19 protein-coding genes and 1 tRNA gene are annotated in these 20746 nt (G+C 65.0%); 8 read left to right on the top strand and 12 right to left on the bottom strand.

The window, feature by feature from the left end; translation table 11 throughout:
- Window positions 1-103: 103 nt before the first annotated feature.
- Window positions 104-1117 carry a putative endonuclease domain-containing protein gene (locus tag ABIB27_RS12350; protein ID WP_354217852.1) on the top strand — a complete coding sequence of 338 codons (1014 nt, stop codon included), beginning with the start codon at window positions 104-106 and terminating at the stop codon, window positions 1115-1117.
- Between the two features lie 79 nt (window positions 1118-1196).
- Here ABIB27_RS12350 and ABIB27_RS12355 read toward each other — a convergent pair whose 3' ends face one another.
- From ABIB27_RS12355 to ABIB27_RS12365, 3 genes are read right to left on the bottom strand one after another with little or no spacing between them, the layout of a single operon-like run.
- Complete coding sequence (locus tag ABIB27_RS12355) at window positions 1197-1574, bottom strand: sterol carrier family protein (protein ID WP_354217853.1); 378 nt, start codon at window positions 1572-1574, stop codon at window positions 1197-1199.
- On the bottom strand, window positions 1574-2590 hold the full coding sequence (locus ABIB27_RS12360) for an asparaginase (RefSeq protein WP_354217854.1): 1017 nt from the start codon (window positions 2588-2590) through the stop codon (window positions 1574-1576). Before ABIB27_RS12360 ends, ABIB27_RS12355 begins: the two co-directional genes overlap by 1 nt.
- A gap of 57 nt (window positions 2591-2647) precedes the next feature.
- Window positions 2648-4225: a molybdopterin-dependent oxidoreductase gene (locus tag ABIB27_RS12365; protein WP_354253943.1), complete on the bottom strand. Its 1578-nt coding sequence runs from the start codon at window positions 4223-4225 to the stop codon at window positions 2648-2650.
- 105 nt (window positions 4226-4330) lie between these two features.
- On the opposite strand from ABIB27_RS12365, the gene purD reads away from it, so the two are divergent.
- Window positions 4331-5647, top strand: coding sequence for a phosphoribosylamine--glycine ligase (purD, locus tag ABIB27_RS12370; RefSeq protein WP_354217862.1), 1317 nt, complete (start codon window positions 4331-4333; stop codon window positions 5645-5647).
- Window position 5648: 1 nt separating this feature from the next.
- Window positions 5649-6602 (top strand): phosphoribosylaminoimidazolesuccinocarboxamide synthase, encoded by a 954-nt coding sequence (locus ABIB27_RS12375; RefSeq protein WP_354217856.1) that lies wholly within the window; start codon window positions 5649-5651, stop codon window positions 6600-6602.
- Between the two features lie 12 nt (window positions 6603-6614).
- On the opposite strand, the gene ABIB27_RS12380 is transcribed toward ABIB27_RS12375, so the two are convergent.
- Window positions 6615-7892 carry a helix-turn-helix domain-containing protein gene (locus tag ABIB27_RS12380; protein ID WP_354253944.1) on the bottom strand — a complete coding sequence of 426 codons (1278 nt, stop codon included), beginning with the start codon at window positions 7890-7892 and terminating at the stop codon, window positions 6615-6617.
- A 130-nt stretch (window positions 7893-8022) separates the two neighbouring features.
- Between ABIB27_RS12380 and ABIB27_RS12385 the strand changes: the two genes are divergently transcribed.
- Window positions 8023-8250, top strand: coding sequence for a hypothetical protein (locus tag ABIB27_RS12385; protein WP_354217858.1), 228 nt, complete (start codon window positions 8023-8025; stop codon window positions 8248-8250).
- A 125-nt stretch (window positions 8251-8375) separates the two neighbouring features.
- Here the strand turns inward: ABIB27_RS12385 and ABIB27_RS12390 are convergent.
- The 5 genes from ABIB27_RS12390 to ABIB27_RS12410 all read right to left on the bottom strand — a co-directional run bounded on the left by ABIB27_RS12390 (window position 8376) and on the right by ABIB27_RS12410 (window position 15734).
- Window positions 8376-8452: transfer RNA gene (locus ABIB27_RS12390), tRNA-Pro, on the bottom strand.
- Between the two features lie 93 nt (window positions 8453-8545).
- A complete protein-coding gene (locus tag ABIB27_RS12395; protein WP_354253945.1) occupies window positions 8546-10483 on the bottom strand; it encodes an ABC transporter ATP-binding protein in 1938 nt (645 codons plus the stop codon).
- Entirely contained in the window at window positions 10480-12300 is a 1821-nt protein-coding gene (locus ABIB27_RS12400) for an ABC transporter ATP-binding protein (protein ID WP_354253946.1), read from the bottom strand. Before ABIB27_RS12400 ends, ABIB27_RS12395 begins: the two co-directional genes overlap by 4 nt.
- A 156-nt stretch (window positions 12301-12456) precedes the next feature.
- Window positions 12457-13404, bottom strand: a complete 948-nt coding sequence (locus ABIB27_RS12405; protein WP_354253947.1) for a metallophosphoesterase — start codon at window positions 13402-13404, stop codon at window positions 12457-12459.
- A 5-nt stretch (window positions 13405-13409) separates the two neighbouring features.
- On the bottom strand, window positions 13410-15734 hold the full coding sequence (locus tag ABIB27_RS12410; RefSeq protein WP_354253948.1) for a transglycosylase domain-containing protein: 2325 nt from the start codon (window positions 15732-15734) through the stop codon (window positions 13410-13412).
- Between ABIB27_RS12410 and sp36 the strand changes: the two genes are divergently transcribed.
- From sp36 to ABIB27_RS12425, 3 genes are read left to right on the top strand one after another with little or no spacing between them, the layout of a single operon-like run.
- Window positions 15733-15888, top strand: a complete 156-nt coding sequence (gene sp36, locus ABIB27_RS12415) for a Sp36 family protein (RefSeq protein ID WP_011693223.1) — start codon at window positions 15733-15735, stop codon at window positions 15886-15888. The genes ABIB27_RS12410 and sp36 overlap by 2 nt on opposite strands.
- A gap of 2 nt (window positions 15889-15890) precedes the next feature.
- Window positions 15891-16424, top strand: coding sequence for a RidA family protein (locus ABIB27_RS12420; RefSeq protein ID WP_354217547.1), 534 nt, complete (start codon window positions 15891-15893; stop codon window positions 16422-16424).
- Between the two features lie 17 nt (window positions 16425-16441).
- Window positions 16442-17353 carry an NUDIX hydrolase gene (locus ABIB27_RS12425; protein WP_354217546.1) on the top strand — a complete coding sequence of 304 codons (912 nt, stop codon included), beginning with the start codon at window positions 16442-16444 and terminating at the stop codon, window positions 17351-17353.
- Between the two features lie 293 nt (window positions 17354-17646).
- Here ABIB27_RS12425 and ABIB27_RS12430 read toward each other — a convergent pair whose 3' ends face one another.
- Window positions 17647-18324, bottom strand: coding sequence for a Crp/Fnr family transcriptional regulator (locus tag ABIB27_RS12430; protein WP_123254700.1), 678 nt, complete (start codon window positions 18322-18324; stop codon window positions 17647-17649).
- A gap of 243 nt (window positions 18325-18567) precedes the next feature.
- Here ABIB27_RS12430 and ABIB27_RS12435 point away from each other — a divergent pair, with 243 nt between their 5' ends.
- The gene (locus ABIB27_RS12435) at window positions 18568-19752 is read left to right on the top strand and encodes a MarP family serine protease (protein ID WP_354217545.1); all 1185 of its coding nucleotides are present in this window, start codon (window positions 18568-18570) and stop codon (window positions 19750-19752) included.
- Between the two features lie 31 nt (window positions 19753-19783).
- Here ABIB27_RS12435 and ABIB27_RS12440 read toward each other — a convergent pair whose 3' ends face one another.
- Both ABIB27_RS12440 and aroQ read right to left on the bottom strand, forming a co-directional pair.
- Window positions 19784-19990: a hypothetical protein gene (locus tag ABIB27_RS12440; protein ID WP_354217544.1), complete on the bottom strand. Its 207-nt coding sequence runs from the start codon at window positions 19988-19990 to the stop codon at window positions 19784-19786.
- A 39-nt stretch (window positions 19991-20029) separates the two neighbouring features.
- On the bottom strand, window positions 20030-20515 hold the full coding sequence (aroQ, locus tag ABIB27_RS12445) for a type II 3-dehydroquinate dehydratase (protein WP_354217543.1): 486 nt from the start codon (window positions 20513-20515) through the stop codon (window positions 20030-20032).
- Window positions 20516-20746: the final 231 nt, after the last annotated feature.

The raw sequence follows: 20746 nt of genomic DNA on the forward strand, positions 1-20746 counted from the left end.
AAATCTCGCCTGTTACGCGCATTATCTGGACAAAAACTCCGGGGCGGGGAAGTCGTCCTGTGGATAACTCTCTGTGGGCCGGCGGGTCGTGCCTCAATTGAACATGAGCAGATTGACGCCCCTCCCGGAAGAGATCGGCGCGCGGCCATTCACCCTCGCCGAGGCCGCCTCGGCGGGTATTCCCGCGATTCGGCTGCTCAAAGACGACCTTCACCGGCCAAGCCGCGGAATTAGAGTGCCAAGGTCAGGGGACCACACCCTCCAAGAGCTGGTCAGGTCCCACACCCAGCTGGATGAGGACACGTTCGCCAGTCTGCTGACGGCAGCAGAGGTTCTCGGCGTTCCACTGCCGCCATGGGGCCAGTTCAGGCCCGACGACGGCGGCCCGGTGACCGCCGTCGTCGAACCTGTTCCCTGGGGTAAGAAAAGCGGCCCCCACTTCCGGGAGCCCGGCCGCTTCCTGCACCTTTCGCGCCGAAATGCCGCGACGCTGCCCCGGCGGAGGGGCGTTGCCGGGCATCGGCTCCGGATCCGCGACGGCGACGTCATCAGCGTCGACGGGCTTCGGGTGACTTCGCCTGCCCGGACGTGGGTGGATCTGGGGTCGGTCCTACCACTGGAGGATCTCATTGTGGCCGGCGACGCGATTGTCAGCGAGCACGCTAGGACTTTCGGCTCGCCAAAAGTGGCGATGGTTCCTTTGCCCGTGCTCCGGACGTTCGTGGAAAAGGCGAACGGCATTCACGGTGTGCGCAAGGCCCGGATCGCGCTCGAATCCCTGCGTGTCGGCGTTGACTCACCCCCGGAAACCGTTCTGCGCCTGATGCTGGACGACGCCGGGCTCCCTGAGTTCCTGCCGAACTTTCCCGTTGACGACGTCCTGGGCCGGCCAGTGTGGACCGATCTTGGCAACGCCCGGTTCCGGACTTGTATTGAATACGAGGGCCTGCATCATCTGACGCCAGACCAGCAGGCCTTGGACGCCTACCGCGATCAGCGGGTTACCGACGCGGGGTGGCGGCAGGTGAAGATCAACAAAATCGACATGGACCATGGCTCCGGCTGGGTGGTATCCCGGGTGAAGCAGGCACTCCGGAAACAGGGCTGGCAGCGTTAGGAGTTTTTGGGCATATAACTCGCTAAATACCGTCCGGAAGGACCAATAAGTGGACAAAAACTCGGGAAGGGGAGGGAGGTTATAGCGGCAGGAGGGCTGACAGGTCCGCGCGCAGTCCGGACGCTGCCACCCGGTGCGCAGCTACTGCGTCCGCCCACGTCAACTGGCCGGTCACCATCCCCAGCCAGGTGGCGGCGTCGCACTCGATCACGTTCGGCGGGGTGCCTCGGGTGTGCCGCGGCCCCTCCACGCACTGGGTGACGCCGAACGGCGGCACCCGCACCTCCACCGAATTGCCCGGCGCCCGCGCGGTCACCTCCTCCAGCGAGTAGCGCACGGCTGTGGCGGTGAGACTGCGGGGGGGCGGAGCGTCCGACGGCGACGCGGCAGCCTCCTGCCACGCGGCCAGTGCCGCGGTGCCTTCTTCAATGCCGATCCGTCGGCGCGCAACAGCCATCAGTCGAGCAGTGCGGACACGGCAGTGCCCAGGCGGATCTTGCCCACTGGATGGCCGCCGCCCATTACGGGGGCTACGACTTTTTCCAGGACGCTGGACACTCCCGGAATATCCACCGCGCCGGCGGCTGCGAGGAGCGTCAGGCCCACCAGGGAGGTGGCCCTCAGGTTCCCGTCCAGCATTTTGAGGGCCACCGAGACACCCTGGGGTGTGGCCATGGCCAGGACGCCCTCGGCGCCGATCTTGGCAATGATGCCCAGCTCGTCCATCACCACGGTGTTGGCCTCGCCGCGGCCCTGGACCGCCCACGGGTAGTCGAGCATGGACGTGGTAACGGTGGCGGCGCGGGCGTTGGAGTTCTTGTCTCCCGGCGCCTTGGCCAGCAGCGAATAGGCGCGGGCCAGTCCGGTCAGCGAAATGGCGGCAACCGGGGCCCCGCATCCGTCAATGCCCAGGTGCGCGATCTGTTCGCCGCTGTATTCTTCGATTACGCTGCGGACGCGCTGCTGCAGCGGATGGTTCGGCTCGAGGTAGCTGTGGGTATCCCAGCCGTTTTCCGTGCAGGCCCACAGGAAAGCAGCGTGCTTCCCGGAGCAATTGAAAGCGAGTTTGGACCGGCCGCGATCGGAGCGCAGCATCCAGTTCCGGGCCGTCTCGTCCTGGGGCCAGGCAGCGGGGCACTGCAGCTGTTCTTCCTTCACACCGGCGGCCTTGAGCATTCCCTCAACCACATCCATGTGGTCCAGGGAGCCCACGTGGCTGCCGCAGGCCAGTGCCACCTGCGCGCCGCGCAGCGGGACCCCGGACTGCATGGACGCCAGCGCCTGCAGCGGTTTGAGCGAGGAGCGGGCGTAGATCGGAGTTCTGACGTCACCCAGTTCTGTGACTACGCTGCCGTCGGCGGAAAGAACGACGGCGGAGCCGATGTGTCGGGACTCCACGAAGCCGCTGCGTTCAATAACGGCGAGTTCGACGGCGGAGTCCACGGTGAACGTGGCATGCGGGTTGTGCGGCATCCTGCCAGTCTAGGGCCCCTGGAGGGACAGCCCGGGGATTGTCCCGGGAAGGCCCGGCTACTCCACAGTGACCATGACAGACTGCCAGCCGGACGCGCCGTCGGGCACTGGATCGGCCCGCTGGTCGGTTTGTACCGCGCCGGTCCCGTCCGTTGCGCGGACCTTGATGTAGTGCGGCCCGGGTGTGGCCTCCCAGTCGAAAGACCACTGGCGCCAGGTGATAAGGGACGCCTCGTTGGACAGCACAGCCTCGGCCCAAGGGTTGTTGTCGATCTGGACCTCCACTTTGGTGATGCCGCGGGTCTGCGCCCACGCTGTCCCGCCGATCGCTACGCGGCCGGCCTGCACTTTGGCGAAGGATTTCGGGATCTCTACCCGGGCCATGGTCTTGATGGGCCCGCGCTCCGACCAGCCACGCTGCGTCCAGTAGGCCTTGTTGTCGGCGAACCGTGTCACTTCCAGGTCCACCACCCACTTGGTGGCGGAGACAAAACCGTACAGCCCCGGCACCACCATGCGCACCGGATAACCGTGTTCCAGCGGCAGCGGCTCGCCGTTCATACCGATCGCCAGCAGTGCGTCGCGGTCATCCAGCAGGACTTCCAACGGCGTGGAGGCACTGAAGCCATCGATCGACGTCGACAGCACCATGTCCGCTCCGTCCTGTGGCCGGGCCCGTTTGAGGACCTCGCGGAGGGGGAATCCCAGCCATTTTGCATTGCCGGCCAGGTTTCCGCCCACGGGATTGGAGACACAGGTAAGGGTCACGTGCGATTCGATGAGTTCAGCGTCGAGCAGGTCCTGGAAGGTAAGCCGGACTTCCTGTTCCACCATGCCGTGGACACGGAGTTCCCAGTCCGCGGCATTGATTTCGGGCACGCTGAGGGCTGTGTCGATCCGGTAGAACTCGCCATTGGGCGTCAGCCACGGGGTGACGCCTGCTGTCGGGGACTGGACGCCGGCAGGCACAGCTGCGGCAGCCTTGGCCGGCGTGGGCAGCTGCAGGGACTCGCGGGCCTTGGCGATGCTGCTGCGCGCAGAACTGAGCAGGCGTCCACCGGTGGCTGCAATCCCCGCCCCCACCAGTGTGGCGGTCGTGGCGGCGAAGAAACGGCGGCGGCTGCCGGCGGGCCGCCCAGGCTCCTCGGCCCCCGTGTCCGCAGGTGCTTCCGGCCAGGACTTTAGCCGCCAGAGTGGGGCAATCAGCAGCCTCAGCACTACCAGGCCGGCTACCGTGCCCAGGACGGTGGGGAGGGCATCGAGTGGTTTCACGCTGGCCCGCGTCACAACGCTGGCCACAATCACGGCGCCCATCAGCAGCACCCCGGCCACACCGAGGGCCCATTTGCGGTAGGCCGCCAGGCCCAGGACGCCGGCCAGCACGAGGATGGTCAGGCCCATCCCCGCGAACAGGGCGGCTTTGTCATTGGTGCCGAACGTTTCGACGGCAAAGTTCTTCATCCACAGCGGGGTGAAGTCGATGAACGTGGAGCCCAGGGCAATGACCGGGGTGGCCCGCGCCGTAAAGAACGCGCCGATCAGTTCAGCCACGGAGAGCACGACGGCGGCGGCAGCCACGCCTGCCAGGGCGGCCAGGGCAGCGGGTTCTTTGAGCCAGTTCAGGAGCTTCTTCATGGTGTGGATTCGTTGCGGACGGCAACAGGGATGGTTGTGCGGGGACACAGCTTTGGAACACACCCCTTAGGAAAGGGCAGGGTGCACAAAGTACCCTTGGGGACTGTGAAGGTACTCGTCATTGGCCCTGGAGGCCGCGAACACGCCATTGTCCGCTCCCTGCTCGCCGACCCCAACGTCTCCGAGGTTCATGCTGCTCCCGGCAACGCCGGCATCAGCAAGCTGGTCCCCACCCACAACATTGACGGGAATGATCCCGACGCCGTCGCGGCCCTCGCTGCCAAGCTCGGCGTGGACCTCGTTGTGGTCGGCCCCGAGGCGCCGCTTGCTGCCGGCGTGTCCGACGCCGTCCGCGAAGCCGGCATTCCAGTCTTCGGACCCAGCAAGGCAGCCGCCCAGCTGGAGGCCTCCAAGGCATTCGCCAAGGAGGTTATGGCCGCGGCGGACGTTCCCACGGCCATGGCCCTGGTGGCCACCAACGCCGAGGAAGCCGCCTCAGCCCTGGACACCTTCGGCGTACCCTACGTGGTGAAGGACGACGGACTGGCCGCCGGAAAGGGCGTGGTGGTCACCAAGAGCCGCGACGAAGCCCTGGCCCACGCCCAGACGTGCTTTGACGCCGGCGGCACCGTGGTGATCGAGGAATTCCTGGACGGCCCGGAAGTTTCCGTGTTTGTCCTCTGCGACGGCCGCAACACCGTGGCGCTGTCTCCGGCCCAGGACTTCAAACGCATCTTTGATAATGACGAAGGCCCCAACACCGGCGGGATGGGCGCGTACACCCCGCTTGAATGGGCCCCGGCCGGGCTGGTCCAGGAAGTCATCGACCGCGTGGCCCAGCCCACCGTGAACGAAATGGCCCACCGCGGCACCCCGTTCGTGGGCGTTCTTTTTGTTGGCCTGGCCCTGACGTCCCGCGGCACGCGCGTCATCGAGTTCAACGTCCGCTTCGGCGACCCCGAGACCCAGGCCGTGCTGGCCAGGCTCAAGACCCCGCTCGGTGCGCTGCTGCTGGCAGCCGCCAAGGGCGAACTGGACAAGGCAGACGAGCTGCGCTGGTCCAAGGAGACTGCAGTCGCCGTCGTCGTCGCGTCCGAAAACTACCCCGACACTCCGCGCACCGGAGACCGTATCCGGGGACTCAAGAAAGTGGATGCACTCGAGGGTGTGCATGTGATCCACGCCGGCACGGCGCTGGACGAGAACGGTAAAGTGATTTCCGCCGGTGGCCGCGTGCTCGCCGTGGTAGCCCTCGGCAGTGACCTGGTGGAGGCGCGGGAACGCGCGTACGACGGCGTGGAGCTGGTTCAGCTGGACGGCTCCCAGTTCCGGACGGACATTGGACGCAAGGCGACCCGTGGCGAGATCAAGGTTGTGTCCAACGCAACCGGAGCGCTGCCTGTCACGAAAGCGAAGGCATAACATGACCGCGAATCCCGCTCAGGAACCAGAAAAGCAGCGCGGCCTAAGCACGGCAACCCTTGAGCTGCCCGGCTGGACGCACGTCTATTCCGGCAAGGTCCGAGACCTGTACGAACCGGCGGATGACACCATCCGGGAACAGGTGGGCCAGGACTGTGTCCTGGTGGTTGCCAGCGACCGCATCAGCGCCTACGACCATGTCCTGGCGAGCGAGATCCCGGACAAAGGCCGGATCCTGACCCAGCTGAGCCTGTGGTGGTTCGACCAGCTGGACGTCGTGCACCACGTGCTCGCATCCACCGTGGAAGGCGGAGTTCCCGCGGCTGTTGAAGGCCGTGCGATGATCTGCAAGAAGCTGGACATGTTCCCCGTCGAATGCATCGCCCGCGGCTACCTCACCGGATCCGGGCTGCTGGAGTACATCGCCGCCGGGACGGTCTGCGAGATTCCGCTGCCCGAAGGCCTCGTGGACGGATCCCGGCTGGAGCAGGCCATCTTCACGCCGTCCGCCAAGGCCGAGGTGGGTGAACACGATGAGAACATCACCTACGACGACGTTGCAGCGATGGTGGGGGACGACATCGCAGGACGCCTCAGCGAACTGACCCTGAAGATCTATGCCGCTGCCGAGAAGGTCGCCCGCGAACGCGGCATCATCCTGGCCGATACCAAGGTGGAGTTCGGCTACGATACCGTGGCCGGTGCAATCACTCTGGGCGACGAGGTCCTCACCCCGGATTCGTCCCGTTTCTGGGATGCGGCCACCTACCAAGCCGGGCAGGCGCAGCCGTCCTACGACAAGCAGTACGTGCGCGACTGGCTGACCTCGGCTGAATCGGGCTGGGACCGTTCCTCAGATGTGCCACCGCCGGCGCTGCCCGAGGACGTTGTGGCCCGCACCCGCAGCAGGTACATCGAGGCGTACGAGAAACTGACCGGCCGGGCGTTCGCCTAACCGCTTCCGGCGTTAGCTGGCCTTGGAGTTTTTTGCTGCTGCTGCGGCGGCCCGCTGCTGGGCCAGGTTGATTTCCAGGATTGCGTCCAACGCCTGCTGGACGAGATCTTGGGCTCCGGCGGAGCTGAAGGCCTTTTGTGCTTCCTTCAGGTAGACGATCGCTTCCTCGGACTCGCCAGCGGCCTTGAGGGACTTTCCCAATAGGAGCGCAACCTCGCCGGCGGTGTGCTTGGCCAAGGCCTCGCGTTCCGCATGGATTTTGCGAAGTTTCTCTATGGCAGCCACGATGTCGCCGGTGAGGTACAGCCAGCGGGCGCGGATGAAGGCGACTTCGAGCTCATCGCTCTTCATCTCGTAGACGATGGAAAAAGCAAGCTCGGCCCGTTCAATCGAGGCCAGCGTCTCAGGCTCTACGATGCCGGCCTGCAGCCGGACGGCGGCAGACGCTTTGTTGAACCGGGCCCACAGTTCAATGTCATTGGCGGGGGAAAGAAGTTTCGCCGCCCGCTCGTGTTCCCTGACTCCTTCGGCGTAGTCATGCCGCATGAAGGCCACATTTCCCACTACCCAGGCCACCTCACCCGCAAGCTGGGGCATCGTATTTTCATCCACCTGGGCCACGAGCAGCTGGCAGTACTTCCACGATTCGTCTAGCCGACCGCTTTCTGCGAGGGCGCCGATGAGGACGCGTAAGGTGCCAATCACAACTACGGAACTTTGAGGCAGCTCCTCGGACAGCTTCGTGGCTTCCATTGCCTGGTCGACAGCGGCAGACAGCTGGCCCTGCCGCTGCAGGACAGCTGCAAGCATTTGGCGGGCACGCACGCCGAGCCCCACGGACTCCCTGGCCATCGGATGCTCAATGAGGCGCTCAGTGATGGCCTGGCACTCGAGCAGATCACCGTGCCGCACCAGGCATTCGGCCTGCATGTAGGTCATATTCCACCAGGCGCTGGTGTTCTTCCCTTCAAGGGCAATACTTGCTGCCGTGGCGGCATGGCTCGCGGCAAGCTCGTAATCGCGAAGGTCCCAGGCTTGCCGGGCGTAGAGCCCGGCGAGCACATATTCAGCGTCGCTGACCGAGATGGGTTGGCTCCACGCCTCCAAGGCCTTGGGTGCCAGTTCCAACCGACGGGCGAGTTCATCGATTACTTCGGCGGTAGGTTCGCGGCGGCCGGTCTCAAGGAGCGAAATGTAGCTGGGGGAATAGAGGTTCTTGCCGAGTTCGGCTTGTGTCAGCCCGCGCTCGAGTCGCTCGGCTCGAAGCTTTTCCCCGAATCCGTTACCCACGGGATTCCTCCTTATTCCGGGCCGTCTTTGTACGCAAAGCTTGACACGCCCTGTGGGATCCATTTTACAATAAGTGTCAACAAGGACGTGCTGACTTTGTAACGAATCCGACTCGCATTGAGGAACTCACATGTTCAAGAAGATAGCGGCAGCCGCCGTCCTAGCCGGCGCACTGGCATTCTCCGCGGCGGCCCCAGCCGTCCTGTCCGCAGGTTCCATTTCAGACAGCAGGGGTGCAGCGGTTGCCAGCGGTAACTGGCCGAATCCCGTGTCCGAAAAGGTGAAGGTCGAGAAGGGCAAAAAGAGTACCGACACCACTTACACCACGCTCAGCGGTAACTGGCCCAACCCGGTGTAAGAAATCCTCTCAGGAGGCGGTAGCCCCGAAGTGTGGTCTCCATGCTTCGGGGCTATTTCTATGCCCGGCGAATAAGTCATGAGATACAAAAAGAGGGCCTCCCTGGGGAGACCCTCTTCTTGATTTGGTCGGGATGACAGGATTTGAACCTGCGACCTCGTCGTCCCGAACGACGCGCGCTACCAAGCTGCGCCACATCCCGATCCGCTGCAAAAGCAACTTTACAAGAATAGCGGATGCTTGGTCCGGATGCGAAATCGGCCGGCAGTCCCCACCTGTTCCCTACGTCACAGCCCTAGACCAGGGATTCTTTCCAGGCACCATGGAGGTCAGCGAACCTTCCCCCGCCACCAATGAGTTCGGCCGGGGTGCCGTCCTCAACGATGCGGCCGTCGTGGACCACCAACACCCGGTCCGCCGTTTCCACCGTGGAGAGCCGGTGCGCGATGATCAGCGCCGTCCGGCCGACGCCTGCGGCGGCGCTGCCGTGCGCATAGTCGACGGAATCCGGGGCATCCGCAGCATTGCGGGCTGAACCCGCGCCACCCACGGAACCCGGGGCATCTGGCGAAGTCCCGCCGTCGGACGTTCCATGCAGGAGCCGGGCCAGGCCGCTCTGCACCAGGCGCTCGGAGGGGATGTCCAGCGAAGACGTGGCCTCGTCCAGGATCAGCACCGCGGGCCGGGCCAGGAACGCCCGCGCGAAGCTGATCAGCTGCCGCTGCCCGGAGGAGACGCGGCCGCCGCGCTTGTTGACGTCGGTGTCGTAGCCTTCGGGGAGTTCGGTGATGAACCCGTGGGCGCCGACGGCCCGGGCCGCTTCCTCAACCTCGGCCCGCGAAGCCTCGGGCCGGCCCAATGCGATGTTGTCCGCTACCGAGCCGCTGAACAGGAACGCCTCCTGGGTGACCATCACGATATTCCGCCGCAGGTCGGTGCTGCTGAGGCTGCGGAGGTCTACGCCGTCCAGGGTCAGGGAACCGGCGGAGACATCGTAGAAGCGGGCGATCAGCTTCGCCAGCGTGGATTTGCCGGCACCGGTCTGGCCCACCAGCGCCACGGTCTGGCCGGCGGGGATGTGCAGGTCCATCGTGGTGATGACCACCGGACCGTCGCCGTACCGGAACTCCACACCCTTGAAATCGACGGTTCCGCGGGCGTTTGGCAGCGCCACGGCATTTTTGGGCGGGCGGACCGTGGGGACCTCCTGCAGGAGGCCGGATACCTTCTCCAGGGCGGCCTGGGCACTCTGGAAGGAGTTGTAGAACATGGCCATCTGGTCCACGGGCTGGAAGAAGCGCTTCGTGGACAGGATCAGCGCCAGCAGCACGCCAACCGCCAGGTCGCCGCCCAGCGCCCGGAACCCGCCTAACAGCAGCACCACGGCCATGCAGACGTTCCCGATCAGCACCAGGCCCGGCTGGAAGATGCCGTTCAGGTTGATGGAGCGAACGGTGACGTGCCGGTAGTCCTCGGAGAGCTCGCCGAAGCGCTCAGCGTTCTCCTGCTCCTTGCGGAAGGCCTTCACCGCGCGGATCCCGGTCATCGTCTCCACAAAGTGCACAATGAGCCGCGCAGAGACGACCCGTGACTCCCGGAACGCAATCTGGGAGTGCTTCTGGTACCAGCGCGCCAGGAAGTACATGGGCACGCCCGCGGCCAGGACAATCAGCCCGCTCCGCCAGTCGAGGACAAAAACGGTAATAACTGTGAAGACCATAAACAGCAGGCCGGAGGCCAGTGAGCTGACGCCGGAGTCGAGGAGTTCGCGAAGGGCTTCCAGGTCCGAGGTCTGCCGGGCGATGATCCGGCCTGAGGTGTACTTCTCGTGGAATTCCAGGCTGAGGCGCTGGGTGTGCCGGAAGACCCGGACGCGAAGGTCCAGAAGCATGGCTTGGCTGAGCCGCGCGGTGGAGGTGACGTAGAGGGCGGTGAGTCCCGCCGTCGCGATCGCCGCGAGGAGGTAGGCGACGCCGGTAAGCACCAGCGGAAAGTTGTCGCCGCCCTGCAGTGCGGGCAGCGCATGGTCGATGCCGAAGGCGATGAGCGCCGGCCCCGCCACCCGGGCGGCCTGCGAGAGGACCACCATGGTGATGGTCAGCCAGAACCTGAGCCGAACCGGACGGATCAGCCTGGCAAGCAAGGCGAGCGACCGCCGTCGTACGGTTTTGCTGTCCGCCTTGCTGAGGTGGGCGTTATCCTCGTTGGCCGTGCCGAAGGTTGCGTTGCTCATCGGGTGATTTCCTCTGCCACGGCATCGGCCTCTTCTTCAAGGTCCGACAGTTCCGAATCCAGGTCCCGGGGTTCCTGGTCGAGGCTGGCGATGACGTAGCGGTAATGGGGGTTGTGCGCCAGCAGGTCGGTATGGGTTCCGACGGCGGCGATCCGGCCGTCTTCGAGCAGCGCCACGCGGTCGGCGAGAGCCACCGTGGACGGGCGGTGCGCGACGATCAGCGTGGTGGTGTCGTTCAGGACCTCCCGGAGCCGGTTTTCCACCAGCTCCTCCGTGTGCACGTCGAGGGCAGACAGGGGGTCATCCAGCACCAGGACCCTGGGCCTGGCCGCGATGGCCCGGGCCAGGGCGATGCGCTGGCGCTGCCCGCCGGACAGGCTCAGGCCTTCCTCGCCGATGAGCGTGTCCACCCCCTCCGGCAGCGAGTACGCAAAGTGTGCCTGCGCCACGTCCAGTGCTTCGTCCAGGGCAGCCTCGGTCCGCTCCGGCGCTCCGAGGAGCACGTTGTCCCTGACCGAGTTGGAGAACAGCGTGGTGTCTTCGAACGCGACGCCCACCACGCGCCGGAGCTCGTCGACGTCGAACCCGCGCAGGTCCACGCCGTCGATGGTGATGGCACCGGCCGTGACGTCGAACAGCCGCGGGACCAGCTGGATCAGCGCACTCTTGCCGCTCCCGGTAATGCCCACAAGCGCCATGGTTTCGCCCGGCAGGACCTCCAGGTTGATGTCCTTCAGGATGGGCTTGTCCGGGGCGTCCTCAAATGCGAAGGTGGCGTTGTCGAAGCGCAATGCCCCTTTCAGCTGCGACGGCCTGCTCGGGGCCGGGGGACTGGTAATGGTATTGACCGAGTCCATCACCTCGTAATGGCGGTCGACCGCGGTCTTGGCGGTCAGTGCCATGGCCAGCAGCATGCCGGAGAATTCCACTGGCGTGGCGATGACCGCCGCCGTGGCAAAGAAGGCCACCAAAACGCCGATGCTCAGCTGGCCGCTGGCACTGAGCATCACGCCCACCACCAGTCCGGTGCCCAGGGCGAGCTCCGGGAGCAGCGTGACCACCATCGTGAAGGTCGCCTGGTGTTTCGCCTTGGCGATCTCGGTCTGGCGGAGTTCCTCCGCCTGTTCATTGAAGCTTTCCAGTGCCTCGCGGCTGCGGCCGAAGGCTTTCAGCACGCGGATGCCGTGGACGGATTCCTCCACGGTGGTGGCGAGGTCGCCGGCCTGGTCCTGGCTGCGGCGCGCCACTTTGCTGAAGCGGGTCCGGAAACGGAATCCGTAGGCCATGATGGGCACCGCAGCGGCCATAAAGATCAGGGCCAGCTGCCAGCTCATGGAGAACATCACCACAATGCCGATGACCACCGTCAGGGTGGTGACCACCAGCATGATGGCGCCGAACGCCATCCAGCGGCGCAGGAAGTTCAGGTCCGTCATGGCGCGGGAGAGCAGCTGGCCGGAGCCCCAGCGGTCATGGAACGAGACAGTCAGGTCCTGGAGGTGCCTGTAGAGCGAGACGCGCATCCGGGTTTCCACGGTGGTGGCCGGGTTGATCACGAACTGCCGGCGCAGGGCTATCAGGACCGCCTCGGCAATGCCAAGGACCAGGATCACGACGGCGGCCGTCCAGACCGCGTCCGTCGCACCGCCGGGTTTCAGTGACTCGTTGACGAGAACCCGGAGCACCTGAGGGATGGTCAGAGCCACGAGGCTGGCCAGCAGGGCGCTGAGGAGTCCCAGTACCAGCCGGGGAATGATCGGCCTGACATGGGGGTAGAGACGTCTGATGGATCTGAAAAATGAGGTCTGCTTGGCCATGCCCGCTTCTCAAGCTTTAAATCGAACGTAGTTTCCCGTAGCAACTACCCTATGCCACGGCGTGAGCCGATTCACACAGTACACTTCCTACTTGCCCTATAACTTATGTCGTCGACACCACCTCGGATAAGAGCTATAAGTGATAGGGCAACGGGGTTAGTCGCGGGACGTCAGCGTCAGCAGCACGGCTTCAGGCTTGCACGCGATGCGGACGGGGGCGAAACGTGAGGTGCCGATGCCGCCCGAGACGTTCACCGGCGTCGTACGTCCTTCGCTTTCCCAGTCGTTGAGGCCCTTGGCCCGCCACGTGGGGAGGTCGCAGTTGGCCACGAGCGCTCCGTAGCCGGGAACGCAGAGCTGGCCGCCGTGGGTGTGGCCGGCGAGCAGCAGGTCTGCGCCGTCCCTGGTGAAATGGTCCAGAACCCGCTGGTACGGGGCGTGGGTGACAGCCATGCGGAGGTGCGGATCGTTGTCCTGGTTCCGGGTGCCGCGGGGCCAGCCCGCATAGCGTTCCCGGTTCAGGTGCGGATCGTCCACCCCGGAAAAGTCGAAGCGGATCCCCTTCAGCACCACGGACTGGTGCCGGTTGGTGAGGTCCACCCAGCCGCGCATGCCAAACCCGGAGCGCAGCCGAGGCCAGTCAAGTTCCGCCGGCTTCGGCGTGGACTTCGACGGCCCCAGCAAGTACGACGCCGGATTTTTGAACGACGGTGCGAAGTAGTCATTCGACCCCGGCACAAACACGCCGGGAAATTCCAAAAGCGGGCGCAGCGCCTTGAGGAGCGGGTCCACGGCTTTGGCGTGGCTGAGGTTGTCTCCGGTGTTGACCACAAGGTCCGGCTTCAGCGATGCCAGGGACTCCAGCCAGGCTGCCTTGGTGTCCTGGCCCGGGACAAAGTGGATGTCGCTCAAATGCAGGACGCGGAAGGGCGCCTGGCCCGCCGGCAGAATGGGCAGGGTTTCTTCGCGCAGGACGAATTGGTTCTTCTCCCACAGCCCGTATCCGAAGGCAGCGAGACCTGCCGCAGTGCCGGTGGCGGCGGTGACGGCAAAGCCGCGCCCGATGTTCCGGACACGGCTGGCCAAGTCGGGACTGAGAGCCATGCGGCCTAGTCTTTCTTGTTGTCGCTGTTGCCCGGCGCACTGGGCGCGGGTGTAGGAGCCGGCTGGGCGGGGGCCTTTCTAGGCGTGGTTCCCTGCGGTGACGGCGTAGCCCTGGCGGGCGTTCCGTTCACCATGCTGGTGGGCGGCGCGGGGAACGGGTTGGTTCCGTAGCCCGGCGCGATCTTGCTCATGAAGTTGGAGAACATGGGGCCAGCAATCATGTATCCGTCAATGCCCTGGTAGAACTTGCCGTTGATGGTCACGTTCTGGCCCGACCGGCTCTGATTGCCCAAAGGATCGCCGTACCAGGCAGCCGTTGCCAGGCCGGTGGTGTGGCCCACCACCCAGGTGGACCCGTTGTTATTGGACGTGCCGGTCTTGGCGCCGATCGGGAAGCTGGTCTTGGTGGCGATCCGTGGTTGGATCAGGGCACCGGAGCCACGGTTCAGGACTTCCTGCAGCGCGTAGTTCACGCCGCGTGCAACTTCAGGCTTGACCGCGTCCCGGCAGCTGGTGGACTGCGCCGGCAACTGCTTGCCGGTGGCGTCCGTTACTGAGGTGACAGCGATCGGCTCGCAGTACTTTCCGTCGTTGGCGAACGTGGCGAACGCGCTGGCCATGGTCAACGGCGAGGTCTGGGTGGAACCGAGCAGGTTGCCCAGGGTGAACATGTCGACCTTGGGATTCGGCGTCCCATCCGCGGCGGGCAGGCCGCTGTGAAGTCCCACCGCGTCCACCATCTTCTGGATTCCGCAGAAGTCCAGCTGGGCCGCGGTAGCAAAGGTCACCGTGTTGATGGAGTTGTACAGGCCCTCAAGGACGGTAAGGGGCCGGTACCACTGGGGCTCCGCGTTCTGCAGGTCGTCTGCCGCGCCCAGGGCCTTCTCCGCGGTGTTGTAGGCGCCATTCATCACCCCGCAAGAGTTCTTCCATGGGAAGTTCAGCGGATAACGCCGCTGGGCGGCGTTGACCACAGTGTTCATGGTCTTGCCCTCATCAAGCCATTCGGCAAAGGTGAACGGTTTCATGGTGGACCCGGGCTGGGCGCCGCCCATGCCGTTGAGGTCGTTGCCGTTCTTATCCAACTGGTCCACGTTGAAGTTCACCTGGGAGTCAAAGCCGCCCTGGGCCGGCAGGAACGACGTGTTCTGCGCCATGGTGATGATCTTGCCTGTGTTCGGCTGCACGGCGACCATTGCAGCCCCCCACTTGTCCGGGTTGGCGCCGGCCGAGGCGTTCACCTGCTCCTGGGCTGATGCCTGGGCTGCGGGATCCAGCGTGGTGGTGATGGTCAGGCCGCCACCGTAGATCAGCCGCTGGCGCTCTTTGACGTCGGCGCCGTAGGCCGGGTTGTTCTCCAGCAGGTGGAGCACGTAGTCGCAGAAATAGGGCCCAGTGGACGCATAGGCGCAGCCTTGGCGCGCAGGCGTTATCTTCGTCTCCACCGGGGTTGCCACGGCGGCGTCGTGATCGGCCTGGGTGATCTTGCCCTGGTTCAGCATCAGGCCCAGCACCAAGTCCCGGCGGACCTTGGAGTTCTCAGGGTGGGTGATCGGGTCAAAGGCCGACGGGCTGTTGACGAGGCCTGCAAGGAGTGCGGACTGCGCGAGCGTGAGGTCTTTGGCATTGGTGCTGAAGAAGAACTTGGACGCGGCCTCGATGCCGTAGGCGTCACGGTTGAAGAAGACGATGTTGAGGTAGCCCTCAAGGATCTGCTCCTTGGAGAATTCCTTTTCAAGGGCAATGGCTAGCTTCATCTCCCGAAGCTTGTCCCCGACGCCCTTATTAACGCCGTTGAGCTTGATGGCCTCTTCATTTCCCTCGGCTGCAAGGTTGGCGTTGAGGACGTTGTTGACGTACTGCTGGGTGATGGTGGAGGCACCCTGCTTGTTTCCCCGGGCGGTGGACACGAGGGCCCGCATGATGCCAGTGGTGTCAACGCCGCCGTGCTCAAAGAACCGGCTGTCCTCCACCGCGATGATGGCTTCCTTCATGAACGGCGAAATCTGGTCAAGGCTGACCTTGGTGCGGTTCTCTGAGTACACGCTGGCGATCTGGCTGCCGTCCGCGGCCAGGATCCTGGTGGTCTGGTTGGGCGGGTCCACCTTCAGCTCCGCCGGGAGGGTGTCGAAGAACTCGATCGAACCGCTCGCCGCGCTGCCGGAGACAGCCGCGGCGGGGACCAACAGGCCCGCCACCAGGACACCACAAATAGCGCTCACGCCAAGGAAGCCAAAAATCTTTCCGAGGGTAGTGGCCGTGTCGAAAATGGGGTTCTTACGAGTCACCATGTTTTCCACTTTACCGGCAACGACTAGTCTTTCTTTCATGACCAAATGGGAGTACGCGACGATTCCGCTCATTATTCACGCCACAAAGCAGATCCTGGACCAGTGGGGAGAGGACGGCTGGGAGCTCGTCCAGGTTGTCACCGGACCGGACGGCAACGGCTTGGTTGCCTACCTCAAGAGGGAGAAGCAGTAACAGTGAGCACCCCCGCAGAAACCACGTCCGGCGCGGCTAACGCGCCGATTTCCGCCGTCGAGCAGCGACTCGCCGAGTTGGGCCTCACCCTTCCCGAGGTGGCCGCACCAGTTGCCGCGTACGTCCCGGCAGTCATCTCCGGCAGCCACGTGTACACGTCCGGGCAGCTGCCGTTTATTGACGGCAAACTCGAAGCTACCGGCAAGGTTTCCACCGGCACGGAGGGCGCCTCCGACGAGCCCACAGTGTCCCCGGAGGACGCCAAAGCCTACGCCGCAGTCTGCGCCATCAACGCGCTGGCGGCAGTGAAGAGCGTCATAGGTGACCTTGACCGCATCACCCGGATCGTGAAAGTGGTGGGCTTCGTTTCATCGGACCCGTCCTTCACCGGCCAGCCGGGCGTCATCAACGGCGCGTCTGAGCTCCTCGGCCAGGTATTTGGCGACGCGGGCCAGCACGCCCGTTCCGCCGTCGGCGTTTCTGTTCTTCCGCTCGACTCTCCAGTAGAGGTCGAACTGATCGCTGAATTCAGCTAAGGACCCGGTTCACTCAATTGCCGCAGCTTGCCCGACGCATGTTCGCCCTCCCTCCGGAGCTTGAAGGGGCGGCTCAAAGCTGGCTCGACCACGGCGAGCGGACACCGCGTGCCGCCCGTTTGGCATCCTCCGTGGTGCTTCTGCGGGACTCGCCCACGGGCCTGGAAACGTGGCTGGGCTACCGGCCCGGGTCCTCGCCCCTGGGCGTGCTCGCCTTCCCCGGGGGGTCTTTGGAGGCGTCCGACGACGACGCCGTCGGCTGGCTGGGCCCCTCACCCCAGCATTGGGCTGAGCAGTTGGGAACGGCCGACGTCGGGCTGGCGCGCCGTCACGTGGTGGGCGCCATTCGCGAGCTGTTTGAGGAAACCGGGGTGCTCCTGGCCGGACCGGACATGTCCACCACCGTTGAAGGCACCTCCAGTCACGAGTGGATGCGGAGCCGGGTGGCAGTGGCCGACCAGGAGAAGACCTTCACCGAACTGCTGGCCAAGCGGGGCCTCTCCTTGCGTACAGACCTCCTGAAACCGCTGGTCAACTGGCGCAGTCCGGACTTTGCCCACCACCGGTTCGACACCCGCTACTTCGCTGCCACAGTGCCTCTAAACCAGCAGCCCAGCCTCCTGGAAAGCAAGGGCATCTGGGGCCGCTGGGTGTGCGCCACCAACGTCATCGCCGAACGCCACACCACCGCAATGGGCGATGAAGTGGGCAAGGAGAACACCGTAGGTCTCACCCTCGGCCAGCTCCTGGTGCCAGGCTCAGAGATCATGCTCGAAAAAATGGCCGCCGCGAACGGCTGCATCGCCTACCTCAGCTACAAGCGCAAACCCCACGTCTACCAGGCACGCCTGGTCGAGGAAGAAGGCAAACTGATGCTAGAAGTTGAGGCGGCCAAAACCATAGCCGGAGATCACCAGCGCGAACGCTAGCCTGTCCGCGGATCTGTTGGGCCCGCGGACCGAAAACGCGCATCCTCGGCGTGCTGCTCCTTCGTCGCTTTGACGCACGCTGCCGGATGCCCATTCCCGATCCTCTCTGTTGACACGGCGGCCGCCGATGCCCGCGATGCACTCCTGCCATGGGTGGGAGGCGGTCCTATTCCGGCCCACCTATGCGGTAGGTTCGCAAAAGGCCCGAGGCGCGGCATCCGGAGGCGTGCATCAGAGCGACGAAGGCCCAGCACACGGAGGATGTCGGGCTTCGGGCCTCGACCGGTAAAGAACTAGCGGGAGCGCTGGCGGAGACGCTGCATATCCAGGATCACAACGGCGCGGGCTTCGAGGCGGAGCCAGCCGCGCTGGACGAACTCGGCCAGTGCCTTGTTGACGGTCTCGCGGGATGCGCCCACCAGCTGGGCCAGTTCTTCCTGCGTGAGCTCGTGGGCCACCAGCACACCGTCGGTTGCCGGGCGGCCAAAGCGGTCCGCCAGGTCCAGGAGCGCCTTGGCCACGCGGCCCGGAACGTCGGAGAACACCAGGTCGGACAACGAATCGTTGGTGCGGCGCAGGCGGCGGGCCAGGGCCTGCAGCAGCTGCGCCGAAACCTCGGGGCGGGTCCGCAGGAGGCCGTTGAGGCTTTCGTTCTTCAGCCCGGCCAGGCGGGTTTCGGAGACGGCCGTTGCCGTGGCCGTGCGGGGGCTGGGGTCAAAGAGCGCCATTTCACCGAACAGTTCGCCCGGGCCCAGGATGGCGAGAAGGGATTCCCGACCATCGGGGGAGGTGCGGCCCAGCTTCACCTTGCCGGAGACAATGAAGTAGAGCTGGTCACCCTGGTCACCCTCGCGGAAGACCGAGGCGCCGCGCGACAAATCCACCTCGGTCAGCTCGTCCGTCAGCAGTCGGAATGCTTCGTCGTCAAGCGTTGCAAATAGTGGTGCTCGGCGCAGTACCTCGATGTCCATGAAATCTCCTGAATAAAAGTGTCGGCTGTGGCGCTTTTGCCATTGTTTCAGAATTTTCAAGGTTCTGTGACGTACTTGGCAGCGGAAACGCCGCCATGTGGCCTTCCTGTTGCCGGGAGGAGCGCCAGTTGCGGCGGCATTTGCGCCCGAACGCGGCCGAAACGGGCGGGGGAGGACGCCCCCACAGAAGAATGTCAGCGGACGCCACTAGAATTGGGTCTCAACCGTATTAGAGGAGCGTCAGTGTTTGGCTTGACCGTTCTGGACCTGTTGCTGATCCTGGCTCTGCTGTCTTACTTGATCTATGGCCTGCGCAACGGCTTCCTGGTGACTCTCGGCGGCATCGCAGGTTTCGCGGCGGGTGCCGTTGCCGCTTTCTTTGCCGTCCCGCTGGTCAGCGAGTTAGTGGCGGAGTCCGGCTGGCGGCTCACCGCCATCGTGGCGTCCGCCGTCGTGCTCATGGCATTGGGCCATGGTCTCGGGACCATGATCGGGCGGAAAATCCGCGGCGCTGTGCGGATCAAGCCGCTGCGCGCGGTGGACCGCCTGGTGGGCGGGGCGGTCAACGTGGTCGTTTCAGCCCTCGTTATGTCCATGCTGGCTTTCAGTATCAGCGCCTTGGGCGTTCCCCTTGTGTCGCAGCAGCTCGCCGAGTCCAAAGTGATCCGCTACATCGACGGCCTGACCCCCGTCCCGCTGAAGGCGACTCTCGCGCAGTTGCGTTCAACGATGATCGGCAACGGCATTCCCACGCTGATTGAAGGCCTGGGCCAGGGTCCGCAAGTGTCCGTGCCCAACGCCAGCACCAACACACCGGCGCTGAACCGGGCCGCCGCATCGGTCCTCAAGATCGCGGGAACGGCGTACCAGTGCGGCCAAAACCAGACCGGCACCGGCTTTGTGGTGTCAGCCGGGCGGGTTGTGACCAACGCCCATGTGGTGGCGGGCGTGTCGCAGCCGGTGGTGGAGATTCCCAACGGGGGAGCGATGCCCGGCCGCGTGGTCTACTTCGACACCCGGCACGACCTCGCCGTGCTGGCTGTTGACGGACTGCCTTCCGAGCCGCTGGCCCTGACGTCCGACCTTCCAGGCGGCAGCCCCGCCGCGTTCGCCGGCTACCCCCACGGCGGTCCCTTCAAGTCCAACCCCGCCACCATCCAGGACATCGCCTCGGTCCTGGTGCCGGATATCTACGGCCAGAACCCGGCACCCGAGGATATTTACCGCCTGGCCGGGGACGTCCAGCCCGGGAACTCCGGCGGACCGCTGCTGACCATGGACGGCCAGGTGGCCGGCGTCATCTTTGCGAAGGCAACCTCCGACGCCGAAATGGGGTTCGCAATCACCATGGACGATCTGTTCCCGGTGGCGTCACAGGCTGCCGGCCTGGACGCGCCTGTGTCTTCCGGACAGTGCATCCAGAAGTAGCGGGAGGCCGGTCAAAGCCCGTCAGAACCGCTCAAAGCCATTCGAGGCTTTGGCCGTGAGGGCCGGTGATGGCTACCGGATGGCGGTTGTGCGTGAGCAGGAACTTGCCCAGGATCAGCTGCCGCTCATTGAGGTCGCCGGCCGCCAGCCGCGGCGGATCCTGCCGGGCGCCGCCACCGTGCCGAAGTGCAGTACCACGCCGCGGTGCGGCCGCCGGGAACCGCCGGGACGCGGTCACGGTCCGGTGCAGGCTGAAGTTCCGGCCCGGCGGGCATGGCTACAGGGCTTCGGCCAGGTAGTCGATGGCGAGCTTGTAACCGAACACGCCAGCTCCCACGATCACCGCGGCGCACACCGGCGACAGGAACGAGTGGTGCCGGAACTCTTCACGCTGGTGCACGTTGGTGATGTGGACCTCGACGGCGGGCAGCTGCACCGCCGCCAGGGCGTCGCGCAGGGCAACGGACGTGTGGGTGAACGCGCCGGCGTTCAGGACAATGCCGACGGCAGTGGTTCGGGCCGCGTGGATGGCGTCCAGCAGGACGCCCTCATGGTTTGACTGGACGCAGTCCACCGTGAAGCCATGGGCCTCAGCCGCGGTAGCGGCAAGCCGTTCGACGTCGGCGAGGGAGGACGTGCCGTACTTTTCCGGTTCGCGGTTACCCAGCAGGTTGAGGTTGGGGCCGTTGATCACCAGGATGGTGCCGCGCCCGGCCGTTGTGCTGGTGCCAGCTTTGGAGTCAGAGGAGGAAGCGTCAGTCATGGCACCAATCTACCCGTCGGATTCTGCACCATCATTCGGCCCGGGCGATTCCAGGCGACCGGATTTCCGGCGGCCGTGGGCTGCGGCAGGGGAATGATTGCGCAGGATCCGTCAGGCAGGACCGTGCCGAGCCGCGTCGTCCCGGTTAGAGTCCCCACGAGGCTTCACGTCCGCCGGTCCTGCGGCGGGAAGCATGAAACCATGCATACGGCGACGGCGCCGCCCACCGTG

The sequence above is a fragment of the Arthrobacter sp. UYEF21 genome, from assembly GCF_040546085.1.
GTDB lineage: Bacteria > Actinomycetota > Actinomycetes > Actinomycetales > Micrococcaceae > Arthrobacter.

What these genes read in the sequence shown, in the direction of transcription:
- ABIB27_RS12385 (WP_354217858.1), top strand. Translation starts at nt 8,023, where the DNA reads ATGTTCAAGAAGATAGCGGCAGCCGCCGTCCTAGCCGGCGCACTGGCA.
- ABIB27_RS12395 (WP_354253945.1), bottom strand. Translation starts at nt 10,483, where the DNA reads ATGAGCAACGCAACCTTCGGCACGGCCAACGAGGATAACGCCCACCTC.
- ABIB27_RS12430 (WP_123254700.1), bottom strand. Translation starts at nt 18,324, where the DNA reads ATGGACATCGAGGTACTGCGCCGAGCACCACTATTTGCAACGCTTGAC.
- ABIB27_RS12365 (WP_354253943.1), bottom strand. Translation starts at nt 4,225, where the DNA reads ATGAAGAAGCTCCTGAACTGGCTCAAAGAACCCGCTGCCCTGGCCGCC.
- sp36 (WP_011693223.1), top strand. Translation starts at nt 15,733, where the DNA reads ATGACCAAATGGGAGTACGCGACGATTCCGCTCATTATTCACGCCACA.
- ABIB27_RS12360 (WP_354217854.1), bottom strand. Translation starts at nt 2,590, where the DNA reads ATGCCGCACAACCCGCATGCCACGTTCACCGTGGACTCCGCCGTCGAA.
- ABIB27_RS12400 (WP_354253946.1), bottom strand. Translation starts at nt 12,300, where the DNA reads ATGGCCAAGCAGACCTCATTTTTCAGATCCATCAGACGTCTCTACCCC.
- ABIB27_RS12375 (WP_354217856.1), top strand. Translation starts at nt 5,649, where the DNA reads ATGACCGCGAATCCCGCTCAGGAACCAGAAAAGCAGCGCGGCCTAAGC.
- ABIB27_RS12410 (WP_354253948.1), bottom strand. Translation starts at nt 15,734, where the DNA reads ATGAAAGAAAGACTAGTCGTTGCCGGTAAAGTGGAAAACATGGTGACT.
- ABIB27_RS12405 (WP_354253947.1), bottom strand. Translation starts at nt 13,404, where the DNA reads ATGGCTCTCAGTCCCGACTTGGCCAGCCGTGTCCGGAACATCGGGCGC.
- ABIB27_RS12350 (WP_354217852.1), top strand. Translation starts at nt 104, where the DNA reads ATGAGCAGATTGACGCCCCTCCCGGAAGAGATCGGCGCGCGGCCATTC.
- aroQ (WP_354217543.1), bottom strand. Translation starts at nt 20,515, where the DNA reads ATGACTGACGCTTCCTCCTCTGACTCCAAAGCTGGCACCAGCACAACG.
- ABIB27_RS12355 (WP_354217853.1), bottom strand. Translation starts at nt 1,574, where the DNA reads ATGGCTGTTGCGCGCCGACGGATCGGCATTGAAGAAGGCACCGCGGCA.